At 41.7% G+C, this 21,908-nt stretch carries 16 protein-coding genes; 7 read left to right on the forward strand and 9 right to left on the reverse strand.

Features of this window, described 5'->3' with window-relative positions; all coding sequences use genetic code 11:
* Nucleotides 1-101: 101 nt before the first annotated feature.
* Complete coding sequence (locus tag CDO33_RS10440; RefSeq protein WP_103082926.1) at nt 102-1,133, reverse strand: LacI family DNA-binding transcriptional regulator; 1,032 nt, start codon at nt 1,131-1,133, stop codon at nt 102-104.
* 457 nt (nt 1,134-1,590) lie between these two features.
* Between CDO33_RS10440 and CDO33_RS10445 the strand changes: the two genes are divergently transcribed.
* Nucleotides 1,591-2,889, forward strand: a complete 1,299-nt coding sequence (locus CDO33_RS10445) for an IS30 family transposase (protein WP_103083328.1) — start codon at nt 1,591-1,593, stop codon at nt 2,887-2,889.
* Between the two features lie 713 nt (nt 2,890-3,602).
* Here CDO33_RS10445 and CDO33_RS10450 read toward each other — a convergent pair.
* On the reverse strand, nt 3,603-4,598 hold the full coding sequence (locus CDO33_RS10450; protein ID WP_103082859.1) for a LacI family DNA-binding transcriptional regulator: 996 nt from the start codon (nt 4,596-4,598) through the stop codon (nt 3,603-3,605).
* Nucleotides 4,599-5,007: 409 nt separating this feature from the next.
* On the opposite strand from CDO33_RS10450, the gene CDO33_RS10455 reads away from it, so the two are divergent.
* Genes CDO33_RS10455 through CDO33_RS10465 form a run of 3 tightly spaced genes read left to right on the forward strand, consistent with a single transcriptional unit; the run spans nt 5,008 to nt 8,582 of the window.
* On the forward strand, nt 5,008-5,949 hold the full coding sequence (locus tag CDO33_RS10455; RefSeq protein ID WP_242973336.1) for an ABC transporter permease: 942 nt from the start codon (nt 5,008-5,010) through the stop codon (nt 5,947-5,949).
* 17 nt (nt 5,950-5,966) lie between these two features.
* Complete coding sequence (locus CDO33_RS10460) at nt 5,967-6,896, forward strand: carbohydrate ABC transporter permease (RefSeq protein WP_103082861.1); 930 nt, start codon at nt 5,967-5,969, stop codon at nt 6,894-6,896.
* A gap of 39 nt (nt 6,897-6,935) precedes the next feature.
* Nucleotides 6,936-8,582, forward strand: a complete 1,647-nt coding sequence (locus CDO33_RS10465) for an extracellular solute-binding protein (RefSeq protein ID WP_103082862.1) — start codon at nt 6,936-6,938, stop codon at nt 8,580-8,582.
* Between the two features lie 429 nt (nt 8,583-9,011).
* Here the strand turns inward: CDO33_RS10465 and CDO33_RS10470 are convergent, their stop codons facing one another.
* The 5 genes from CDO33_RS10470 to galT form a co-directional block, all read right to left on the reverse strand.
* Nucleotides 9,012-10,259 (reverse strand): rhomboid family intramembrane serine protease, encoded by a 1,248-nt coding sequence (locus CDO33_RS10470; protein ID WP_202849535.1) that lies wholly within the window; start codon nt 10,257-10,259, stop codon nt 9,012-9,014.
* A gap of 458 nt (nt 10,260-10,717) precedes the next feature.
* Nucleotides 10,718-11,428 carry an RluA family pseudouridine synthase gene (locus tag CDO33_RS10475; RefSeq protein WP_103082863.1) on the reverse strand — a complete coding sequence of 237 codons (711 nt, stop codon included), beginning with the start codon at nt 11,426-11,428 and terminating at the stop codon, nt 10,718-10,720.
* Nucleotides 11,429-11,487: 59 nt separating this feature from the next.
* Nucleotides 11,488-12,351 carry a class I SAM-dependent methyltransferase gene (locus CDO33_RS10480; RefSeq protein WP_103082864.1) on the reverse strand — a complete coding sequence of 288 codons (864 nt, stop codon included), beginning with the start codon at nt 12,349-12,351 and terminating at the stop codon, nt 11,488-11,490.
* Between the two features lie 144 nt (nt 12,352-12,495).
* The gene (locus tag CDO33_RS10485) at nt 12,496-13,680 is read right to left on the reverse strand and encodes a galactokinase (RefSeq protein ID WP_103082865.1); all 1,185 of its coding nucleotides are present in this window, start codon (nt 13,678-13,680) and stop codon (nt 12,496-12,498) included.
* A gap of 52 nt (nt 13,681-13,732) precedes the next feature.
* Nucleotides 13,733-15,301 carry a UDP-glucose--hexose-1-phosphate uridylyltransferase gene (gene galT / locus CDO33_RS10490; RefSeq protein WP_103082866.1) on the reverse strand — a complete coding sequence of 523 codons (1,569 nt, stop codon included), beginning with the start codon at nt 15,299-15,301 and terminating at the stop codon, nt 13,733-13,735.
* A gap of 370 nt (nt 15,302-15,671) precedes the next feature.
* On the opposite strand from galT, the gene CDO33_RS10495 reads away from it, so the two are divergent.
* Nucleotides 15,672-16,532, forward strand: a complete 861-nt coding sequence (locus tag CDO33_RS10495) for an AraC family transcriptional regulator (RefSeq protein ID WP_242973962.1) — start codon at nt 15,672-15,674, stop codon at nt 16,530-16,532.
* 488 nt (nt 16,533-17,020) lie between these two features.
* Here CDO33_RS10495 and melA (CDO33_RS10500) read toward each other — a convergent pair whose 3' ends face one another.
* Together melA (CDO33_RS10500) and melA (CDO33_RS10505) are read right to left on the reverse strand one after the other, a co-directional pair.
* The gene (gene melA / locus CDO33_RS10500; protein WP_103082867.1) at nt 17,021-18,319 is read right to left on the reverse strand and encodes an alpha-glucosidase/alpha-galactosidase; all 1,299 of its coding nucleotides are present in this window, start codon (nt 18,317-18,319) and stop codon (nt 17,021-17,023) included.
* A 174-nt stretch (nt 18,320-18,493) separates the two neighbouring features.
* On the reverse strand, nt 18,494-19,810 hold the full coding sequence (gene melA / locus CDO33_RS10505) for an alpha-galactosidase (protein WP_103082868.1): 1,317 nt from the start codon (nt 19,808-19,810) through the stop codon (nt 18,494-18,496).
* Nucleotides 19,811-19,992: 182 nt separating this feature from the next.
* Between melA (CDO33_RS10505) and CDO33_RS10510 the strand changes: the two genes are divergently transcribed.
* Both CDO33_RS10510 and CDO33_RS10515 read left to right on the forward strand, forming a co-directional pair.
* Complete coding sequence (locus CDO33_RS10510) at nt 19,993-20,820, forward strand: AraC family transcriptional regulator (RefSeq protein ID WP_103082869.1); 828 nt, start codon at nt 19,993-19,995, stop codon at nt 20,818-20,820.
* 528 nt (nt 20,821-21,348) lie between these two features.
* On the forward strand, nt 21,349-21,882 hold the full coding sequence (locus CDO33_RS10515) for an HD domain-containing protein (RefSeq protein WP_103082870.1): 534 nt from the start codon (nt 21,349-21,351) through the stop codon (nt 21,880-21,882).
* The last annotated feature ends 26 nt before the right edge of the window (nt 21,883-21,908 follow it).

Raw genomic sequence — 21,908 nt, forward strand, 5'->3', positions numbered from 1 at the left:
ATTCACTCTCCCACAATTTTTATACCTTTGATATTTTTGACATCACAGCAAACCGATTTCATATAGTGTGCAGTGAAGTTATGTCTTCTAGCGAATGGCTTTTAGTTAATGTCTTTTACCGAATCTCTTTCAACTATGTCCACCGGAAGGATAATATCCCTCTTTTCTTTGATTTCATTTTCGATAGTCTGAATAATTATCTCAGCCGCCTGTCTGCCTTTTTCAGCAATATTCTGCCTTACTGTCGTCAGGGAAGGATCAGTGATTCTGGCAAGGTACACATCATCAAATCCTACAACGGATATGTCCTCCGGAACCCTTAAACCATTTTCCTTAAGTCCCTTAATGACCCCCACTGCAAGGATATCAGCTGTCGCAAAGGCTGCCGTTTCTCCATTTTTGCTATTTGCCAGCCGGGCTCCTGCTTTTATGCCATATTCAAAGTTGGTATCCCCCAGATAGAGAAGCTTCTCATCAAAGTCAATGCCATACTCCTCCAGCGCATCCTTATATCCCAGAAGCCTGTTGGAATTTACTCCGTTCTCCTTTACCATACCGGATATGAAAGCTATTTTCCTGTGACCTTTTTCAATGAGGTGTTTGGTTGCCAGGTAACCTCCATGCCTGTCATTGATTCCTATACTGTGAAAATAATGATCACTGCAATAACTATCCACTAAAACTATAGGTATCTGGCATTGCTTTAGCTCTTGAAAAAAACTGTCAGGATATATCCCAACGATGATGATACCGTCAAGGCCACGGTTCTGCGCCACCTGGATGTATTTCTGATCGGCTTCGGTTCCTGAGATAAGCAAATGAAACCCTTTTTTGCGCGCTTCATACTCAACGCTGCTTAAAAACTCTCCGTAGAAAGGATTATAGAACATAAATTCCTTACCTGCTTCCGCCTGGGGTATTACCACCCCAATGAGGTTTGACCTTTTGCTTACAAGGCTTCTTGCCGACAGGTTCGGAACATAGTTGAGCTTCTTTATAGCCTCCCTTACCCTGTTGATAGTCTCATCGCTTATGGATTCTCCCTTTTTGTTATTTAACACGTAAGAAATTGTTGCGATGGATACGCCCGCTTCCCTGGCAACATCCTTAATGCTGACTCGCTTTTTCTTCATACATATTACCTCGTAATCTTCAAATTATCTCAAAATATGAATTGATTAAATTTCTAATAGATATGTCAATTTTAGCTATGATAGTTACTGCTCATAATCATAATACACCGTGTCCACGAAGCGAGAAATACGCCTGACTCCTGCTATAAGTAGTGGTACTTCCAAGTCATCATATTACTGAATCGTTTAAGTTCAATTGCATTATATTTTAATATGTACGGAATGTCAATACTATTTTTATAATCAATAATTTTTATATTTTAATGTTTAATTGAAAAAGTTATTTCCACCCCAAATTCATAGACAGTGGAATTTAGTTTTGCAAATCGCTAGAAATGAGAAAGGTGGAAGTTACTTTTGCAAAGATCACACTGTTCCTATTTTCTTGTGAAAGCTGGAATATTGTCTCTCAAAAAGCTATGATATATATGGTGGTGCCTCTGAAGGGGGTACATATATGCGTGGCTTTAAACATTTGAGTCAGGAAGAAAGAAATATAATTGAACAAAGGTTAATCAGCAGGAAATCATTCAAAAGCATAGCACGCGAGCTTGGAAAGGACCCAACCACGATATCCAAGGAAGTGAAGAACCATATCCAATTTAGGAAAACCGGCTGTTATGGAAGAGTGTTCAATGATTGTAAACATCGTATTGGTTGCCCTGTTAAGCATCTTTGCGGCAGTTTGCGTTGTAGCCGTTATTGTCGCGCTTGCAAGTCTCGCATGTGTTCATCACTATGTCATGAGTATCAACAGGAAATTTGTCCCAAGCTTTCGAAGCCGCCCTATGTTTGTAATGGTTGTGAAGACAAACAGTCTTGTACATTAGAGAAGAGGATTTATTCTGCAACACATGCACAAAGAGAATACGAGACAGTACGCTCTGAGTGCCGTCAGGGTTTACAAATCACTGAAGAAGAAGCGATAAGATTGGATTCCATTATTAGCCCGCTGCTAATTAAAGGCCAGTCACTCCACCATATATGCATTAACCATGCTGATGAAATCATGCTCGATGAACGCACACTCTACAACTATGTGGACAAGGGTATCTTTACAGCAAAAAATATCGATATGCCAAGAGTTGTACGTATGGGCAGACGTAAAAAGGGAAAAGACCAGTTCAAAGTGGATAAAAAATGCCGAATAGGCCGAACTTATCAAGACTTTCTTAAATTTATGCAAGAGCATCCGGACCTTCCCGTAGTGGAAATGGACACGGTAATAGGAAGAATAGGCGGCAAAGTCCTGCTGACACTGCATTTTACTGTCCCACAGCTCATGCTCGCATTCATTAGAGATGCTAATACCTCCCAATCTGTCATTGATATCTTTGATCAGCTTTACCTGGAACTAGGCCCGGATACCTTCCGCAAATTGTTCCCGGTATTACTTTGTGACAACGGCAGTGAGTTCTCGAATCCGTCCGCTATTGAATTCGATTCACATGGGCAACGCAGAACCTGTGTATTCTACTGTAATCCGCTGGCTCCTTACCAGAAAGGCGCAGCAGAAAACAACCATGCTTTGATTAGACGCATTATCCCAAAGGGTACTTCTCTTGATGAGTTTACTCAGCGGGACATAACTCTTATGATGAACCATATCAACTCGTACAGTCGACTGAATCTCGGGGATAAAACCCCTTATTGGGCTTTTGGATTGCTCTACGGGGAAGAAATATTAAGAAGGATGAATGTAGAACTCATCCCGACAGATAATGTCACCCTGCATTCATCCCTTCTTAAGAAATAAATATTAAATAACCAGAGGCACCACCAGCCACAACTCTATAAGCATTTACAAACAGGGTGGAAATTACTCTTGCAAAAAGTTAGTTAATCTTCACACCTCTAGTTTGATATACCCAAAAAAGGGCTGGCCTTGTTCCTCTACCTCATATTTTAACCTATTATTGACTGAAAAGCATTAAAAATTTGCCTAAATAAACTAATCCAAAACCCGCTGAATTACTATTTTTCTCAATGATAACAGCATCCATGGAATTTACTTTTGCAAAGTGGAAATTACCTTTTCAATTGACCTTTATATTTTAATTTATCTTAATCAAATTTTAATTAAGTTAAGCTGCTTCAATCCATGTTGAAAAAGCGCTGGATTGCTCAGGAATGCTATTTTTTATATGGACTTTTTTATATTGATATTAGTGCTGTTTGTATCAAAAAGTCGATATTAAAACTGTACTATAAACTACATTTATTTAAACTATGTTATTAAACTATTACTTATTACTTAATTAATAAGGTTAAAAAGGTTAAAATAGAATCTAAAATAAATACCGGAGTATCTGGAATAAAGTATCATATAAAGGTAATATTCAGAATTATGTTTTATAAAATTATAGTAAATATTTTTTGGACAACTAAATATTTATCCCAACAATTTCTATCAGATTTGAAGAATAACTTAAACGCTTAAGTGCTAACAAAATACCATTATCCAATTCCTCAAGCATTAAGATCCTTCACTGACTCTCTCTCCATAAGCTGAACATCCAGAACAACGTTCTCAGCAGGGGATGACGGATCCTCTATGTGGCGGAACACTATATCGACCGCAATCCGGGCCTTTTTGGCAATATCCTGGTATATGGTCGTAAGGCGTGGGACTATCAGCCCTCCCAATGGGAAACCATCAAAACCGATAATTGAATAATCCTCAGGCAGATTTTTTCCCAAATCCCTCATCTCATTTATTATTGAAGCGGCAAGGGAGTCAGAAGAAGCAAAAATCGCCGTTACTGGTTCTTTAAAAGAGCAGATGGTCCGGGCAGGCTCCTTGATAGCATAGGCATCCAGAATATGTTTAGGGCCCAAGGAGAATCCGAAGGCTTCCAGCGTATCTTTAAAACCTTTCAGCCGTTGCTGTACTACACTGGATGCCATATAGTCTCCCACATAAACAAAGCTCCTGTGTCCTTTTTCAATAAAGTGCTTTGCCGCCAATGCCCCTCCTTTGTAATCGTCAATGCCTACATTGGTGATTTGCCGCACCTGGCTGTAACTATCAGTAAAAACCAGAGGTATGGTATTGTCCTGCTGAATTTTCTGCACATCCTGGTCGAAGGTACCGATAAAAATGGCACCACGTGCATTCCATGTCCTTAAACGCTGGGTGATGTCATCATATTTATTGATAAAATGCAGCATCAGAAAATACCCGCGTTCCTGCACATAGGGCACTATCTCCCCTACCATAGCGGCATTGTACTGGCTCTTCTTAAACTCATTTTCACTTCCCTGAACAATCACTGAGATTATGTTCGAAGCTTTGGAAGAAAGGGAACGGGCAGTTGAATTAGGTACGTAACCTCGTTTCTTTATTATCTCCTGAATCTTTCGCACATTTTCCTCTGAGACCTTGGAATGCTGCCCGTTTACCACACGGGAAACCGTCATAACACTCACGCCAGCCTCTCGGGCGATATCTTTTAGTGTAACCATGATAAGTGCTCCTTCTATTATAAATTTATGTTAACGCTATACCTATAAATTTATATTTCACTAACTAATCTTTTTTATATTATATCGATGTATCAATTCAAAATCAAGCCCTTCATAAAATTATTGAACAATTTATAAAAGACACTTGACATTTAATAGGCACATGTGTTATTGTTAATTTGATGATAACGTTAACACAATGAATGCGGATTACATAATAAAAAGAACCATCACTATAGATAATTTATGTTATATGATATCATATGCAGCATTCATAATCCGTGACAAGCGGCAATACACGCAATCTATAGCTTGAGCAATATCCGCAGCCTACAACATCTTACGAATTTTGCTCTGATTCAATTCTTAATATCCATCAGGAATGTCCTGAGAAATGGGGGTTTTTATTTTGAAAACAGTAATCCATGCTTCACTCTCTTCAGGAAACACTCTGCGGCGCATCCGTAGGAATTGGGGGTTATATCTTCTGCTTCTCCCGTCGGTTGTCCTCGTATTATGTTTCGCTTACAAACCTATGTACGGCATCATCATAGCCTTCAAGGATTTTAAGCCCGCATTAGGTATCACCGGAAGCCCGTGGGCGGATCCATGGTACAAATACTTTCTTAAGTTTTTTAAATCATACCAATTTAAAACGACCATTACCAATACCATTTTAATTAATCTCTACAGTCTGGCTGTTAACTTTCCCCTGCCTATTATTATGGCGCTGTTGATCAACCAGATGCAGGCCAAAAGATTTAAAAGGGTCTTTCAAACCATAACTTACATGCCCCATTTCATTTCGACGGTCGTAATGGTAGGGCTTATATTAATTTTCCTTTCACCGGGTAGCGGTCTCCTGGGCAACATCTATAAGCTTTTTGGTATGGAAGCTCCAAATTTAATGGGTAAAGCCAAAGCCTTCACCAGCATTTACGTGTGGACCGACGCCTGGCAGCATACCGGCTGGGATAGCATAATTTATATAGCTGCTCTTTCAACTGTTGATGTATGCCTGTATGAAGCCGCTACAATAGATGGGGCAAGCAAATGGCAAAAGCTTTTCTACATTGACATACCCATGCTGATACCTACAGCTGTCATCCTGCTGATCATGAGGGTAGGAAACCTGATGAGCCTGGGCTTTGAAAAGGTCTACCTCATGCAGAACAACCTCAACCTTTCAGCCAGTGAGGTAATTGCCACCTATGTATACAAGATAGGTATCAACAGCGCTCAGTACAGCTATTCCGCTGCCATCAACATGTTCAATACTATCATCAATTTCCTGCTGCTCATATGTGTCAATCAGATATCGAAAAGAGTCAGTGAAAACAGCTTGTGGTAAGAAATGGAGGTAATACCATGACGGAAACAGCATTAAACAGGGGAAAAACTGATAATTTAAAGGATACTAAGCAATATTCCCTTTCCGATCGGATATTCAATTTTGTTGTATATAGTTTCTCTTTTATCTTTCTTCTAATCACGGTATATCCTATTTATTTTGTCGTCATAGCATCTTTCAGCGACCCTTATGCGGTGTCCGGTGGAAAAGTGTGGTTCCTACCTTACGACTTTACTCTGGACGGATATAAGGAGCTTCTTAAGCATAATGAAATATGGAGAGGTTATTGGAACACCATTTTATATACGATAACCGGAGCTTTTGTCGGTCTCGCAGTGAATATCCCGGCAGCCTATGCTCTTTCCAGAAAAGACCTGGTGGGCAGGAAATTTATTATGCTGCTTTTCATATTCACCATGTATTTTAACGGAGGTCTGATTCCAACCTTCCTCACAATAAAAGAGTTTGGCTTGTATGATAACTTTTGGGTCATGGTACTGCCTTTCTCCGTATCAGTCTATAATATCATAGTAGCCCGGACTTTCTTCACCTCAAGCATATCCGAGGACCTGTGGGATGCCGCCCAGATCGATGGCTGCGGAAACTTAAGATATTTTTTCAGGATTGTCCTTCCCCTGTCCAAAGCGATCCTTTCAGTTATAGGGCTATGGATTGCCGTAGGTCAGTGGAACTCATACTTCAACGCTTTGATTTATATTAAAAATGCAAAGCTTTATCCCTTACAGCTCATTCTCAGGGATATCCTGATAATCAATAATGTGCAAAGCGCACTGGGTACAGGTGAGGCTGCTCAGATAGCACTGCGCCTGGCTAATCTCATGAGGTATTCCATAATCATCGTTTCTACAGTTCCTATAATGATCTTCTATCCCTTTGTGCAGAAATACTTTAACCATGGCGTTATGGTTGGTGCTGTTAAAGGCTAAAAGCCTTTTAATAATAATAAATTTAAGGAGGATAAAAAAATGAATAGCATTTTCAAGAAGACCATCAGCATTATTATGGTCATTGGACTGATTCTCGCTATTTTCTCAGGATGCGACAGTAAAGAGTCTGAAAAAAAGCCTGATACTGGAAACACCTCAAGCACTTCCGACACAGTCGTGAGTAAAGACTCAAACTTTAATCCGGAAGGTCTGCCCATCGTAAATGAGCCGATCACCCTTAATGTGCTTACCACCCGTTGGGGCAGTATGGGAGACTCTTTCACCCAGAACCAATGGCTTATCGACCTTGAAAAGAAAACCAATGTTAAAATCGAATGGCAGGTCCAGTCCTTGAACGACTGGGGTGAGCAGAAATCCATAATGCTTGCCAGCGGAGAGCTGCCGGAGGTAATAATCGGCTCCCAGACTTTCAATGATACCGATATCATGAACAACAAAGAGTTGTTCCTTGATCTGACGGACCTCATCGACAAATATATGCCCAACCTGAAGGAAGCAATGAAAACCATACCGGAATTCAAAACCATAGTAACATTCCCCGACGGCAAGATCTATTCCCTGCCAAAGAACCTGCCTTCACGGCCTATGACCTGCAACCAGCCCATTATTAATAAAAAATGGCTGGATAACCTCGGTCTGAAAGAGCCTACGACTATTGACGAGCTGTATAACGTATTGAAAGCCTTTAAGGAGCAGGATGCCAACGGAAACGGCGATCCCAACGACGAATTCCCTATCTGCGGAGCCAAAGGTCTTCCCATGGATCTGTTAAACCCCTTTGGTATTACAGATCTTAACGGAACTAACATGATGGTTTTGGATGACGGCAGCCTTGCTTACTACCCGATTACGGAGAATTACAAAGAAGGCCTGAAGTGGCTCAGAAAGCTCTATGCCGAAGGTATAATAGATCCTGAGTCCTTTACCCAGGATGCAACCATGCAGGACAGCAAGAGAAAGAATCCGTCAGTTTCTCTCGTAGGTTTTGACTACGCTTGGACTCCCGATGCCCTTTTCGGTCAGTGGTCCAGCGAGTATATCGCCCTGGCTCCCATCAAAGGACCCGACGGAAAGCAATACGCAGCCGGCGATAAAAACGGTATATCAAGTATCATGAGAAACGAAGCGGAAATCACCAAGTTCTGCAAGCATCCGGAAGTAGCCGCCCGTTGGCTGGATCAGTTCTATGACGGGGAAGCCAGCATTCAGAACTTCTGGGGAGCTATCGGTACCGTCATCACCAAGAACAGCGACGGAACATATACTTTGAATGATCCTCCGGAAGGAACCAGCGCCGACGCATGGTATTGGGATCAGAGCCTTAGAGATTTCGGTCCGAAATATGTCAGTCCGGAATTCCAAAAGAAAATCAAGCTTTCACCGAACAGCGGCGACGGCCTCAAGCTGGAACTCAGCAAACTGGGGGATCCTTATATAACCACACCGTATCCCAATGTCATGTTCACGGTAGAAGAACATGAAAGCCTTTCCTCTTTGCTTACTGACATAGGCAAATTTGTTGAGACTACCAGAGCTGATTGGATCACCAACGGAGGAATTGATGAAGGTTGGGACAATTACATCAAGCAATTGGAAGAAATGGGATTAGACCAACTCATAAAGATTTATACCGATGCCTATAACCGTTTCAAACAAGCCAATTAAGAAAATACAGCCTACATGATTTTATCCATAAAAATTATTGGAGTAGGCAGATAAATCTATTATTACGCATCAATTGAAGTTAAAGCATTTCTAAATTCTTTGGGGTTAACGATATCAAGGCTAATCCTCGAATAACCCATATTAAATTAAAAAAAGGTGGTTCTTGCATCAAGCAGGAATCGCCTTTTTCTTTTTTTTCTTTTTTTTCTTTTTTTCTTTGATACTACTTTTTTTCCCAGGATAACAATGCAGTATTAATTCCATATTAATTCCTTATTAATTCCTTATTATTATTCTGTATTAATTCTACAACAAAGCAGTACTAGTTCAATATCCTTCAATATCCTTCAATATCCTTCAATATTTTATGCTATATTTTATAATCCTTTATTATCCTTCTATTAATTTTAGTTATCTTTAATTATCCTTTCATTTTCCAAAATTTATATAATAGTCATATATCATTTTTAACTCTATATTAGCCGGCATATTGAACCCGATATAAACACCTCCGGCAACCAGGATCAGTATTGCCACCCAGGAAAGAACCTTTGCCTTGTTTAAGCCCTTCTCCCCCAGCAGACCTACTGCCCAGGCTGCAAGATAACCCCCTATCAGCCCGCCGATATGGGCATAGTTGTCAATTCCGGATTGGGTAAATCCATAGGCTATATTAAACACAATCGTTACTATGACATCCCGTCCTATGGTCCTTCTGAAAAAATCCCTGTATTTATGCCCCATATATAGAAGTGCTCCCAAAAGGCCAAATATGGCTCCGGACGCACCCACCGACGGGTTTATTGAAAAAATGAAGCTGGCTACATTTCCCATTATACCTGCTACTAAGTAGATTACTGCAATCCTTGCCGGACCATAAAGCTTTTCAACCGTAGGTCCGACGGCATACAGGGAATAGGAATTGACAGCCAGGTGAAGCAGTCCACCGTGAAGAAAAATGGGGGTAATAAGCCTCCAGTACTGGCCTTCCATTATGAGAGGATTGAATTTTGCACCAAATATCATATTGGCATTTACATCATACATCTTTCCATAAAAATATGTTATTAGCCAAATAAGAGCATTTATAGCTATGAGCGCATAGGATACTACGATTTTTTTATCCGACAGCCTAAGACTCCGAGTTCTATTTTTTTCTGTATCCTGATTAAAATAAGGGTCCGTGGAATACTCCCAAGACTTTACGAATCTCTCATCCAACATTACAGCTCTATCCAATATCTTTTCCAGTCCTTCCAGGTTCACTGGCGGTTCAAAAAGTCTGATGACCCGGGAAGTTACCATATCAAGACAGAAGCTTGTTATGTATCTCTTATACCATTGCATTTTACCCAACATGTCTTCCAATAGTCTCAGCTTGCTTTCAGGGATACCATTTTCAAATGTAAAAGCTTCAATCAGCACCACCGGATATTGACCTTCTATGGATCTGATGGCATTATAACCATTTTCCAGCCTTCTTACCATCTCATCCTCACTGAAGTAATCCCCATCTATAAGTTCAAAGATAAACACTGCGCCCCAGGACTGCTTTTGAAGTATGTCTATATGATCAAACTTGAGAATATTGCCGCTGGCATCTGTAAGAGGTCTAAATCCATTATTTTCAACAAGCTCTTTTAAAATATAATTTCTTGTTATAGCTCTGCTTTGCAATTAATTACACCACCTTGCAATTATCATCGATTACCGGCATATAGAATGGTGGTAGCACCACTAGTGCAACAAATTAACCTGTTTTGCTAGCTAATTTTAAGATAGCGTTGTGGCAAGTTTAGAGGTATAGGCAGCGTAATCTAAAGTTTCAAGATTGCATAAAGTCCAACGCTGGCTAAAATGGTAAGTCGCATTTTCTTGATTTCTATTTTTCAAGATGCGACACCCATGTTGGCGATATGGAGAAAAAGCAAATCACCTGAACGCAGGGAATTGATTTTCCCCGCAACCAGCCTGCTATCTCTTTAACTCGGAACTCCGCTATCGAAAAAGCTAGAACATTGAGTTAAATTAATATTTAAATTCTTTCATTGCAGCAATCATCCATTTTCATTATATGAACTTAAGCCAATTTTATATAAATCATTTCATTTTTTATAGAGCATTTCATCAACATTCTAAAAGCTGTCAATATCAAAACTGCTCCACGGGTATACATATGGCGGACTACATTCAAAAGCCATATCGACCTTTCGGGTTGGATGATTCAGCACTATCTTTGATGACCACAGGGCAATCTGCCGATATGACTTTTCAGGATATCCGCCATACTTCTGATCACCGTACAGCGGATTTCCTATGGCTGAAAACTGAACCCTTATCTGATGGGGACGTCCAGTATGCAGATTTATTTTTACAAGGCTTAGATCATCCGTCATACCCAGTACTTCATAATCCAGCACTGCTTCCATGGCTTTTGCATGATCTCTTTCCACCACTTTTACCATATTGGTCTTTTCGTTTTTTGCAAGATAATGCTGAAGTTTCCCGTAACTGGCCGGAAGCTTTCCATGCACCACCGCCAGATATGTCTTTTTGAACACGCGTCTTCTGATCTGGTCGGACAGCCTTGAGGCAGCCTTGGATGTTCTGGCAAAGACCATCACACCTCCCACCGGCCGGTCCAGCCGGTGCACCAGTCCAAGGTATACCTCTCCGGGTTTATTGTATCTGAGCTTAATATCCTGCTTTAAAAGGGTCAGCATGTCCGGATCTCCGGTTTCATCGGCCTGGGAAAGGATATTTACCGGCTTTTCCACCACCAGAAGATGATTGTCTTCATATATTATCCTGATATTAAAAGAATTCTTCCTTTGTTCCCTTTCCATTATTTACGCTCCATTTGTGATGTTCTAATCCTTCATATAACAAGACCGTTTAAGCCCTTTTACCTTTCCCACCTGCCTGAAGCTCCACAAGGCAGCACCAGTCCTGACGCTTTTATAGGCAGGCCTATTTCGTCACTATATGCTTGCCCTCCAAACTTCTTTATCATCGACATGGATAAAATGTTGGTAAGAACACTGGGCGCCAGACCTGTTGTATAGGAATTTATCAGGAAGAATACCGGTTCAGGGCTTAATATATCCATGCACATCTCCACAAGTCCGTAAAGCTCATCTTCTATCTTCCACAGTTCACCCTTGGGCCCTCTGCCATAGGAAGGAGGGTCCATGATGATCCCCTCGTACATCTTACCCCGGCGCTTTTCCCTCTGCACAAATTTTATCACATCATCGGTTATAAACCGCACCGTTCTGTCCTTCAACCCTGAGAGCTCAAGGTTCTCCTTTGCCCTGGTCACCATGCCCTTGGCAGCATCCACATGGCAAACCTCGGCTCCTGCGTAAGCACAAGCGACAGTAGCCCCTCCGGTGTACGCAAAAAGGTTTAGAACCCGTACCGGTTTAGAGGCAGATCTAATCTTATCCATCATCCATTCCCAGTTTACAGCCTGTTCAGGGAATAGTCCGGTATGCTTGAATCCTGTAGGTTCTATATAAAATGAGAGCTTACCATAGGATATCGTCCATCGGGAAGGCAGCTTTGTCTTATACTCCCAGCTTCCTCCCCCGCTCTGGCTTCTATGGTAATGGGCATCTGCCTTCGCCCACGCCTTTTCATTGTCTGTGCTGGGCCATATGACCTGGGGGTCCGGCCGTCTTAAAACATATTTACCCCATCTTTCAAGTTTTTCACCGTCTCCTGTATCTAAAAGTTCATAATCTTTCCATTTATCAGCAAGCAACATTTTGTAAACTTCCTCCACATCTATTTTCGCCTAATTTTACCACAGCCAGGGGAAAAATAAAAGGCTGTCATGTCGTATTTTGCACAACATAATAGCCTTTTATATGCTAAAACTTTATAAGTTGGCTCAAAGCTTATTTAAAATTTACTTAATCTCCCTGCCTCCGTCGCCGACCTCGGAAACGTAGAACTCAGCAGTGATGCCAGTTTTTTGAGTGTATGCGCTGCCGACATCTTCAATAAATCTGTCTACGGCATCTTCCCTGACAATGCTTACAGTACAACCTCCAAAGCCTGCCCCGGTCATCCTTGAGCCGATGACGCCGTCAATTTTCAGTGCTTCTTCCACCAGAGTATCCAATTCGAGGCCTGTAACTTCATAAAGATCTCTGAGGGAATTATGGGACTCAATCATATACCGGCCAAAGCTATGTAAGTCGCCTTTTTTCAAAGCTTCAACCGATTTCAGCACCCTGTCGTCCTCGTATATGACATGTTCAACCCTTTTCCTCACAACTTCATCGGTGATAAGGTGCTTATTCTTTTCAAATTGCTCTGCTGAAATCTCACCCAGACAGGATATGCCGGGAATCGCCTTTTTTAATATCTCCAGCCCTGCTTCGCATTCGCTTCTTCTCTCATTGTACTTTACCGCTCCCAGGCTTCTCTTCTTTTTTGTATTGGATATTACAATTCTGTATCCCTTTAAATCCAGCGGAACGTGCTCAAAGCTCAAATCCTTGCAATCAAGGAATATGGCATGGTTTGCTTTGCCCATCGCAGACGCGAACTGGTCCATGATTCCACAATTGACACCAACATAATTATGCTCGGCCGTCTGGCTTATCTTCGCCATCTCCACCATGTCTATGCCGCTGTTTACTCCATGGGCTTCATTTCCCAGAGTCACCAGCGTGATGGCGGTGACCACCTCAATTGCAGCCGATGATGACAATCCGCTGCCCAGTGGCACTGTGTCATGGAAGAGCATATCACAGCCTACCAGCTTGTATCCTGCCTTTTGAAGCTCATCTGCTACTCCCAACTGATAATTTCCCCATTTAATATCCTTATGCTTTTCCAGTTCGTCCAAGGAAGCCGAAACCATTATTCCCAGGTCGGTAGCTATAAGATTTATCTGTCTGTCCTTCCTCGGCCTCGCAACTACCGTTGAGCTTAATGTAAGAGCTGCCGGGAAAACATAACCCCCGTTATAGTCCGTATGCTCCCCTATCAGGTTAACCCGTCCGGGAGATGAAAACACTCTCAGTGCTTCTCCATTATCACCGAAGATCTCAATGAATTTTTGCTTTAATTGATTAATATCCATCTCTTCTCCTCCGTCTTATATTTTTTAATAGCATCAGGCCTCACTTGCCGCGCTATTTTCCACTATCTCCCTTTATGCTGAATCCTGCGTGATCCATAAATTTCAGGAATGAATCCATTCCCTTTTGATCCCGTTTGAAAACTCCCGCATCTTCCAATACCCGGGTGAAAATTCTGCCAATCTCCTTTTTCACTATTTCCTCGGTGTCATCTTTTTGGTTGCCGGTTCCGTATTTTTCCACCAATTCTTGAATCCACGGGAGGTGTTTTCCTAAATCCTCATCCTCCATGAGCCTTTTTTCATCAAAAGGCTTTTCACCGGCCAGGATAGCTTTGATGCCCTCCATCTCCACGCTCAGCCTTCCCGGGAGCACTGCCAGTCCCATAACTTCTATGAGACCTATGTTTTCCTTCTTTATGTGGTGGAGATCCTCATGCGGGTGAAATATCCCATAAGGATGCTCCTTTGACGTACGATTGTTCCTGAGCACCAGATCCAGCTCATACTCCTGGTTCCGGTTCTTCCGCGCTATAGGTGTTATTGTGTTATGGGGAGTTTTCTTTCCGCCTTCTTCACTATATGCCAACACTTCGACAGACTCATCGCTGTACTCCCTCCAAAGCGCCAATACTCGGTCGGCCAGTTCTACCAAATCCTCTTTGCTTGCTCCCGACAGCCTTATAACCGACATTGGCCACTTTACAATTCCCACCTTGACATCGGGAAAATCCTTATGGATAAAAGTCCTCTCCACCTGGGCCTTTTCCATGGGGAACTGGTGATGTCCTCCCTGGAAATGGTCGTGGCTCAGTATGGAACCTCCGACAATTGGCAGATCGGCATTGGAGCCAATAAAATAATGGGGCACCTTCTCAACGAACTCCAAAAGCCTCAGGAATGCCTCTCTGCTGATTTTCATGGGCCTGTGTGCTTCGGAAAACACTATGCAATGCTCATTATAGTAAACATATGGTGAATATTGCAGGAACCACTGTTCATTGCCCAGTTCTATCGGGATCACTCTATGGTTTTCCCTGGCAGGATGGTTGACCCTGCCTGCATATCCGACATTTTCAAGGCAAAGCTGGCATTTCGGATAGCTGCTTTGCTTCATGTTCCTTGCCGCTGCTATCGCTTTAGGGTCCTTTTCAGGCTTTGAAAGGTTCACTGTAATCTCAATATCGCCGTACTCAGTGGAGGCCAGCCAATAAAGATTCTTTTCAATCCTATCCATGCGGATATAATTTGAAGCTTTTGACAGGGTATAATAATCGTCTGTCGCCTGCTTTATGGACTTTTCCCTGACTGTATTATAAAATTTTTCAATCACTTCCGACTGTCTTGGCATCAGCAAGCCCATGATCCTGGTGTCCAGCAAATCCCTGTAGGTAACCGTATTCTCTTTAAGAAGCCCGGTTTCGTAGGCATAATCCAACAGATTGTCGAGGATGGGTACGGGCGAATCATAGCTTTCTTCTTCCACCAGCCCATCATAGGGCTCTGAAATCTGAAAAAGGTCCAAAAGAGCATTCCGTGTGGGAACTACATCCCATTTGCCCAGCAGCCCCCAGTGCTGTCCATATTTCAACAGTCTTTCAATCTCATATGCCGGGTTTATCATGTGTGGGATAACCTCCTATCCGTAGCAGAAAATTCAAAAATTCATCCAAAAATCCTAAGATAATATATAGTATTATTATGATTCTTCATTTACTGTAGATTAATCTATGCCAACCTTAATTTCCCTGCCATAATGGCATTATTTTTCCTCTATGGCTGAAATTATCTGAGATGCCTCAGACTGCACATATTTCCCTCACCTTTATTTTAGCCTATAGCATGGCAAAGTAAATGGTAGAATGTTATAAAAATATGGTATAATGTTGAGTGTATAGTTTTGAAAAATTCAAGGCAGAATGATGGCATACGGTCTGCGTATACCGCCGAATTGCTCAAACATCTGCTAATCTAGCGAAATCAGGTGGAAGGCGTTGCTGGAAAAGATATACATTACCAACTCCAATCACACAGATTTAAATATGTACCGATGTGGTATAGAAGATTGCGCCCCGGGACATTGCTGGGGTCCGGCGGTCAGGGATCATTTTCTGATTCATTACGTGCTTCGGGGAAAAGGCACATTTACCATAAACGGCAGAACCTACAAGCTGGAAAAAGGCCAAGGCTTCCTGATTCCTCCCAATGTCGTCACCCAGTACCAGGCGGACGGCATAGATCCATGGAGCTATTCCTGGGTAGGTTTTAACGGTTTGAAGGCGGAAAGCTACCTGTCGAGAGCCAATCTTTCTTTGGAAAACCCGATATTCGTATATGACAGGGACGACTTTGTAAAGGACCTGTTTTTAAAGATGGTGGCAACAAAAAACCTCGAAAAAACAAGGGAGATTTATTTGCTGGGCTATTTGTATATTTTCCTTGGGCGCATGATGGATATCGCGGAAGAAAACCATGCCTTTGAAACTAAAGAGGACAGGAAGGAAGCTTACATTAAAAAGGCCATAGAATACATAGAAATGAATTATTACAGGAAAATAAGCGTTTCCGAAATGTGCCGGCATGTGGGCCTGGACAGAAGCTATGTCTACTCCGTTTTTAAAGAGTATCTTAATGTATCCCCCCAGGAATACCTTATAAAGTACAGGATGGATAAAGCCCGGGAACTTCTTAAAAACATGCAGCTATCCATCGGAGATGTCTCCCGTTCTGTGGGATATGAAGATGCTCTGCTGTTTTCCAGGATGTTTAAAAAGATCAACGGAATGTCTCCTAAAAACTATAGAAAAGAGCTGCAGCCTTTATCTGGTATAGTGCAACGCAGCCGCAACAGATAAAGAAGCGATAAAGATTTACATTTTCAGCATAACCTATAACTCATCCGGTAAGCTTCAATGCCCGCATGCATAAGCTTTCTGTAAAGATGCATGGTTCGGACAAATAATGACCGGATTCCATGATGCAACCCGTATTATGTCTGGGCGTCATCTTTTGCTGTATATCCTGTTCCTTTGAATACGCAGTTTCCTAATTAAAATAAAGCCGCAAACCAGTACCAATGCAAAATCTTTATCGCTTCATATAAGGTTTATGTTTGCTTCATTTAAGTGCCTTTTAATTTTGGTCCATATTAATCATCTACAATTTTGGTTTAGTTCTTTTATTTGAGTTCTTTTAATTGGGTTCTTTTAGCCAGGTACTTTCAATTGAGCACTTTTTTAATTTACTGAGTATTCTTTATTTAGGTGCTATTTATTTACGCACCTTTATTTCCATAGCCTTCGGACATCTTTCCTTCGAGCACTGCTTTGTTCAGATACCAGTCTTATTTGAACTTGGGCAGCCAGTCTCCATGGGCTTCTATGAGATCGTCGCAAAGAGCCTTTATATCATCCAGTGAAAGCTCGGAGGACGTGTGAGGATCAAGCATTGCCGCATGATAGATGTATTCCTTCTTCTGAGTAAGTGCTGCCTGTATGGTAAGCAGTTGAACATTGATGTTGGTCCTGTTAAGGGCCGCACACTGCTCCGGCAGATCGCCCACAAAAGTCGGTGTTACACCGCTGGCATCAACAAGGCAGGGCACTTCTACGCAGGCTTCCTTGGGAAGGTTTGTTATCAACCCGTTATTGAGCACGTTTCCACCTATCTTGTAAGGCTTGTTGGTCTCCATCGCCTCCATGATATAGGATGCGTATTCATGAGTGCGTTCATGGCTCAAGTCACGGTTATTAACCAGCTCTTCCCTCATCTTCTTCCAGCCTTCGATCTGATTTATGCAACGCCTTGGATATTCATCCAGTGGTATGTTGTATCTTTCTATGAGCTCCGGATATTTGCTTTTTATAAAATAGGGCATATATTCCGCATTATGTTCACTGGATTCGGTGACATAATAACCAAAGGTGTGCATTATTTCATGCCTTACCCTGTCCCAGTCCGGAGGCCCTTGTTTTTTTGATCTTTCCTTTATTTCCGGGTAGAGATCTTTTCCGTCCCTGGTTATCTCCAGGAGCCATGCCTGATGGTTAATTCCGGCTATCTTCCACTGTACCCTCTCGTCATATTCCATGCCAACTCCATTGAGAAGGGTTGAAGCGCAGACCTGAACGCTGTGGCACAAGCCTACGGTTTTTATACCTGTAGCCCTGAGCATGGCGCCGGTGAGCATGGCCATAGGATTTGTATAATTGAGGAACCATGCATCCGGGCAGACCTCCTCCATATCTCTGGCAAAATCCAGCATTACAGGTATGGTTCTCAAAGCCCTGAATATGCCCCCAATTCCGAGGGTATCGGCTATAGTCTGACGAAGCCCGTACTTCTTTGGTATTTCAAAATCTGTAACAGTACAGGGCTCATATCCCCCTACCTGTATTGCATTGACCACATAATCCGCGCCTTCAAGAGCTTTCCTCCTGTCGGTATATGCGGTTATTTTTGCGTATCCGCCGGTGTTTTTATTGATGTTATTCAGCATGTTTTCGGAATCTTTAAGCCTCTGAAGATCAATATCATATAATGCGATGTGGGAATCCCGCAACGCAGGTGTCAGCATGCAGTCTCCGAGGACATTTTTTGCAAACACGGTGCTTCCTGCACCCATAAAAGTTATCTTTGGCATAGGTTTCTCCTCCAGAAAATTTGATTTATAGCACCAACACAGTGTTTTATATACAGTTTGGTTAATCTGGTAAATAATGTATTCTAATCCGTATCAACAACAGATCTGCCAAGCCTGATTTAATATCAGCTGGCAGATCCGGCAATTCACAAAGGAATCAAAAATGCTTAAATCCTACAGCTTAAACTGTGGCAGCCATTCCTTGTTGGCTTCAAACATCTCGTCCACCATGGATTTTATCTCTGCCAGGCTTAATACCGAAGATGTCAGCGGATCGAAACAGATGGCATGGAATATCTTTCTGGGATCTCCGGTGAGAGCGCCTTCCACAGCCAGTTCCTCACATCTGGCACTGGTATTTACCAAAACTGCCAGATGATCCGGCAGCGGTCCCACATGCATCGGGCTCAGGCCGCGTTTAGAAGCAAGAACAGGCACCTCTACGCAGCAACCCTCCGGAAGATTGTCGATGAGCCCGAAATTGCGTACATTGCCATTGAACTCATACATTGTGCCGTCCCCTATGGTTGCATTGAATATATAAGCGGCATACTCATGCCCTCTCTCAAGGTCCACATTGTCGTCAGCGAGCCATGCCTTTATTTCATCCTTCCATGTATCTTCCCTCTTCAGGTACTCATTGAGTATGTAGGCATAATGCCCCGGATTCCAACCGGTACCGTGGGTACAGTATTTTTCTATGAGATCAGGTCTTTTCCTGAACCATGCGTTATACTCGGAATTATGCCCGCTTGATTCTGTGACATAGTAATCCAGGTGCAGGAACATTTCATTTCTGACCTGCTCCTCGTTGTATATCTCAGGTCTTTTAATAGCTTCACGGATTAACGGGTAGGCATCCTTTCCGTTCCACTTATACTCGAGATAGAACGCCTGATGATTTATTCCGGCGCATAAATAGGTTATCTCATCCATCGGTGCTCCAATCCATCTGGCCAGCATCTCTGCTGTTCCCTGAACGCTGTGACAGAGACCTGTGACCTTAACCTTGCTTTCGCTCTGCATAGCCCTGCAAAGCATTGCCATAGGATTGGTGTAATTTAAGAATATCGCATCAGGACAATATTTTTCTATATCCTTGCAAATAGCCAGCATTTCAGGCACAGTCCTCAGGAACCTGAAAATTCCCGCCGGTCCCCGGGTGTCCCCCACATTGATATCCACACCATATTTCTTAGGAATCTCTATGTCATTCCTCCATATCTTCACTCCGCCGGCAAGAATGGTGCAAACCACTCCATCAGCACCTTCCAGAGCTTCGGCCCTGTTGGTGGTGGCAATAACCTTTGCAGGATATTTTCCTGCCGCAACAATTTTATCTACAGCTTCTTTAATATAGGAAAGGCGCTCGGGATCAATATCCATCAAAGCTATTGTACTGTCGGCCAATGCGGGGAAAGAAAGAATGTCTCTTACCAGGCTTCTGGTAAAACCGAAGCTTCCTGCTCCGATAAAGGCAATTTTTTTCATATTTGACCTCCCTCTGAAAACCAACGTTTTCATAGAATTTTTACACTATCGGCAATAACTTAGCAGAAAATATATTACATATATATTCTAGCTTTTGTGCTATTTAAGTAAATGGAAACTTGCTATCTAAATATGGTATAATGATAGATATGAACTTTTAATATTATAGAAAAAGGTGCGCTATGATTGATTTTATCCCTGTTAAAAAGCTGGATCACAAAGATTTATATGTGTACCAATGCGGCAGCCAGTTTTGCGAGCCCGGACACTCCTATGGCCCTGCCGTGAGAGACCATTATCTGATTCACTATATACACAGCGGCAAAGGAATTTTTCAGGTAGACGACAAGACCTATCATCTTAAGAAAGGAAACGGCTTTCTGATTTGCCCCGATATCATCACTTATTATGAAGCCGATTTGCAGGACCCATGGCATTATTCATGGATAGGCTTCCATGGCCTTGAAGCAGAGCGTTATCTGAAGCTATCCAATCTTTCAATGGATAATCCGATATTCATGTATGACAAGGATGACTCTGTTGACAGCATTTTTAAGCAAATGCATTCTACCATAAACCAGGAAAAATGCAGAGAAATTAAGCTTTTAGGCCTCTTGTGGCTGTTCCTTTCCCATTTGGTGGAAATAAGCCCTTTGGATTACCCGGAAAATGAATACGAGGACAGGCAGAAGATTTACGTCAGAAAAGCGATAGAATTTATTGAATCCAACTATTCCCATCACATAAATATATCCGCCATGTCCAGATATATCGGACTTGACAGAAGTTATCTCAACTCCGTTTTCAAAATGCAGACCAAAAAAACTTTGAAGCAATACCTTATCGAATTCAGAATTAAAAAAGCTTGTGAGCTGATGTACAATGATACTTTGTCAATTGGGGATATATCCCGCTCGGTTGGATATGAGGATCCTCTTCTATTTTCCAAGATATTTAAAAAGATTAAGGGTCAATCGCCGAGGGAGTACAGGAAAAGCCTTGCAGAATGAACGTATCGATGTTGGCTGCGGATAAGGGGAAAAGCCGATTTCGCAGCCAACATGAGATTTTTTAGCAATGGATTTTATATAATAAATAGCAGTATTAAATCGCATGGAAGAGGCGTCTTATTGGTTCAGGTTAAATTTCCCTAGATGCGGAAGCTTTAAGCCTGAATATTTATTATTTCTTATATTTTTATTAATTTTTTGTTAATTTCTTTCATTTAAAATTATGATATATTGTTATCAGGTATAAAGCTTATGTTATAAGGCTTATAGATTTATAACAATGATTTTATGCCTTTTACTAGCGCTTTTAAACATAGATTTCGGAATGAATGCTATAGCTTTGCTCTGCATTCCATAAGCCGGGCACGAACAGGTTTTTCATATTTATGACTGATAATGTTTTCAATATAGATATACAAGAATGCAAAAAATTGATAAAATGTAAGAATGTTTAATATATAATTTACCGTGGCATTAAAGCCCAAAAATTGACTTGCATGTAGACTAAAAATATAAGGGGTACTGTCAATGAAAAAACTGCTGAAATCAAAGTTGTACTCAGGTTCAGATAACTACAGTACAACAGAATACGAAAACTGCATTAATGATCTCATTAACCATGAAATGATAGTTTCTATGAAAAATTTCACGCAGCATGGCAATGTAAGCTGTCTTGAGCACTGCATCAACGTATCCTACAGCAGCTATATAATATGCAAACGGTTGGGACTGGACTACCGTTCAGCTGCCAGGGGAGGCTTACTGCACGACTTTTTTCTGTACGACTGGCATACCGATAAGCCATATAAAGGGTTGCATGGGCTTGTACATCCCCGTATCGCATTAGATAACGCCATCAAGTATTTCGACCTTAATGAAAAAGAAAAGGATATCATTCAAAAACACATGTGGCCACTAACCATGAGACCGCCGAGGTATAAGGAATCTTTTATCGTTCTGTGCGTTGACAAGTATTGCGCTTTTATGGAGACTGTAACCTACAAAGGAAGAGTATATACCAACAAGCTATTTGCAGCATTGGGAAAAAAGATTAATGTTTAAGGCAATGGATGAATTGATTTAAAGAA

Source organism: Clostridium thermosuccinogenes (genome assembly GCF_002896855.1).
Taxonomy (GTDB): Bacteria; Bacillota; Clostridia; order Acetivibrionales; family DSM-5807; genus Pseudoclostridium; species Pseudoclostridium thermosuccinogenes.

Coding starts and splice junctions, on each gene's coding strand:
- CDO33_RS10440 (WP_103082926.1), bottom strand. CDS start 1,133: ATGAAGAAAAAGCGAGTCAGCATTAAGGATGTTGCCAGGGAAGCGGGC.
- CDO33_RS10445 (WP_103083328.1), top strand. CDS start 1,591: ATGCGTGGCTTTAAACATTTGAGTCAGGAAGAAAGAAATATAATTGAA.
- CDO33_RS10450 (WP_103082859.1), bottom strand. CDS start 4,598: ATGGTTACACTAAAAGATATCGCCCGAGAGGCTGGCGTGAGTGTTATG.
- CDO33_RS10460 (WP_103082861.1), top strand. CDS start 5,967: ATGACGGAAACAGCATTAAACAGGGGAAAAACTGATAATTTAAAGGAT.
- CDO33_RS10465 (WP_103082862.1), top strand. CDS start 6,936: ATGAATAGCATTTTCAAGAAGACCATCAGCATTATTATGGTCATTGGA.
- CDO33_RS10475 (WP_103082863.1), bottom strand. CDS start 11,428: ATGGAAAGGGAACAAAGGAAGAATTCTTTTAATATCAGGATAATATAT.
- CDO33_RS10480 (WP_103082864.1), bottom strand. CDS start 12,351: ATGTTGCTTGCTGATAAATGGAAAGATTATGAACTTTTAGATACAGGA.
- CDO33_RS10485 (WP_103082865.1), bottom strand. CDS start 13,680: ATGGATATTAATCAATTAAAGCAAAAATTCATTGAGATCTTCGGTGAT.
- galT (WP_103082866.1), bottom strand. CDS start 15,301: ATGATAAACCCGGCATATGAGATTGAAAGACTGTTGAAATATGGACAG.
- melA (WP_103082867.1), bottom strand. CDS start 18,319: ATGCCAAAGATAACTTTTATGGGTGCAGGAAGCACCGTGTTTGCAAAA.
- melA (WP_103082868.1), bottom strand. CDS start 19,810: ATGAAAAAAATTGCCTTTATCGGAGCAGGAAGCTTCGGTTTTACCAGA.
- CDO33_RS10510 (WP_103082869.1), top strand. CDS start 19,993: ATGATTGATTTTATCCCTGTTAAAAAGCTGGATCACAAAGATTTATAT.
- CDO33_RS10515 (WP_103082870.1), top strand. CDS start 21,349: ATGAAAAAACTGCTGAAATCAAAGTTGTACTCAGGTTCAGATAACTAC.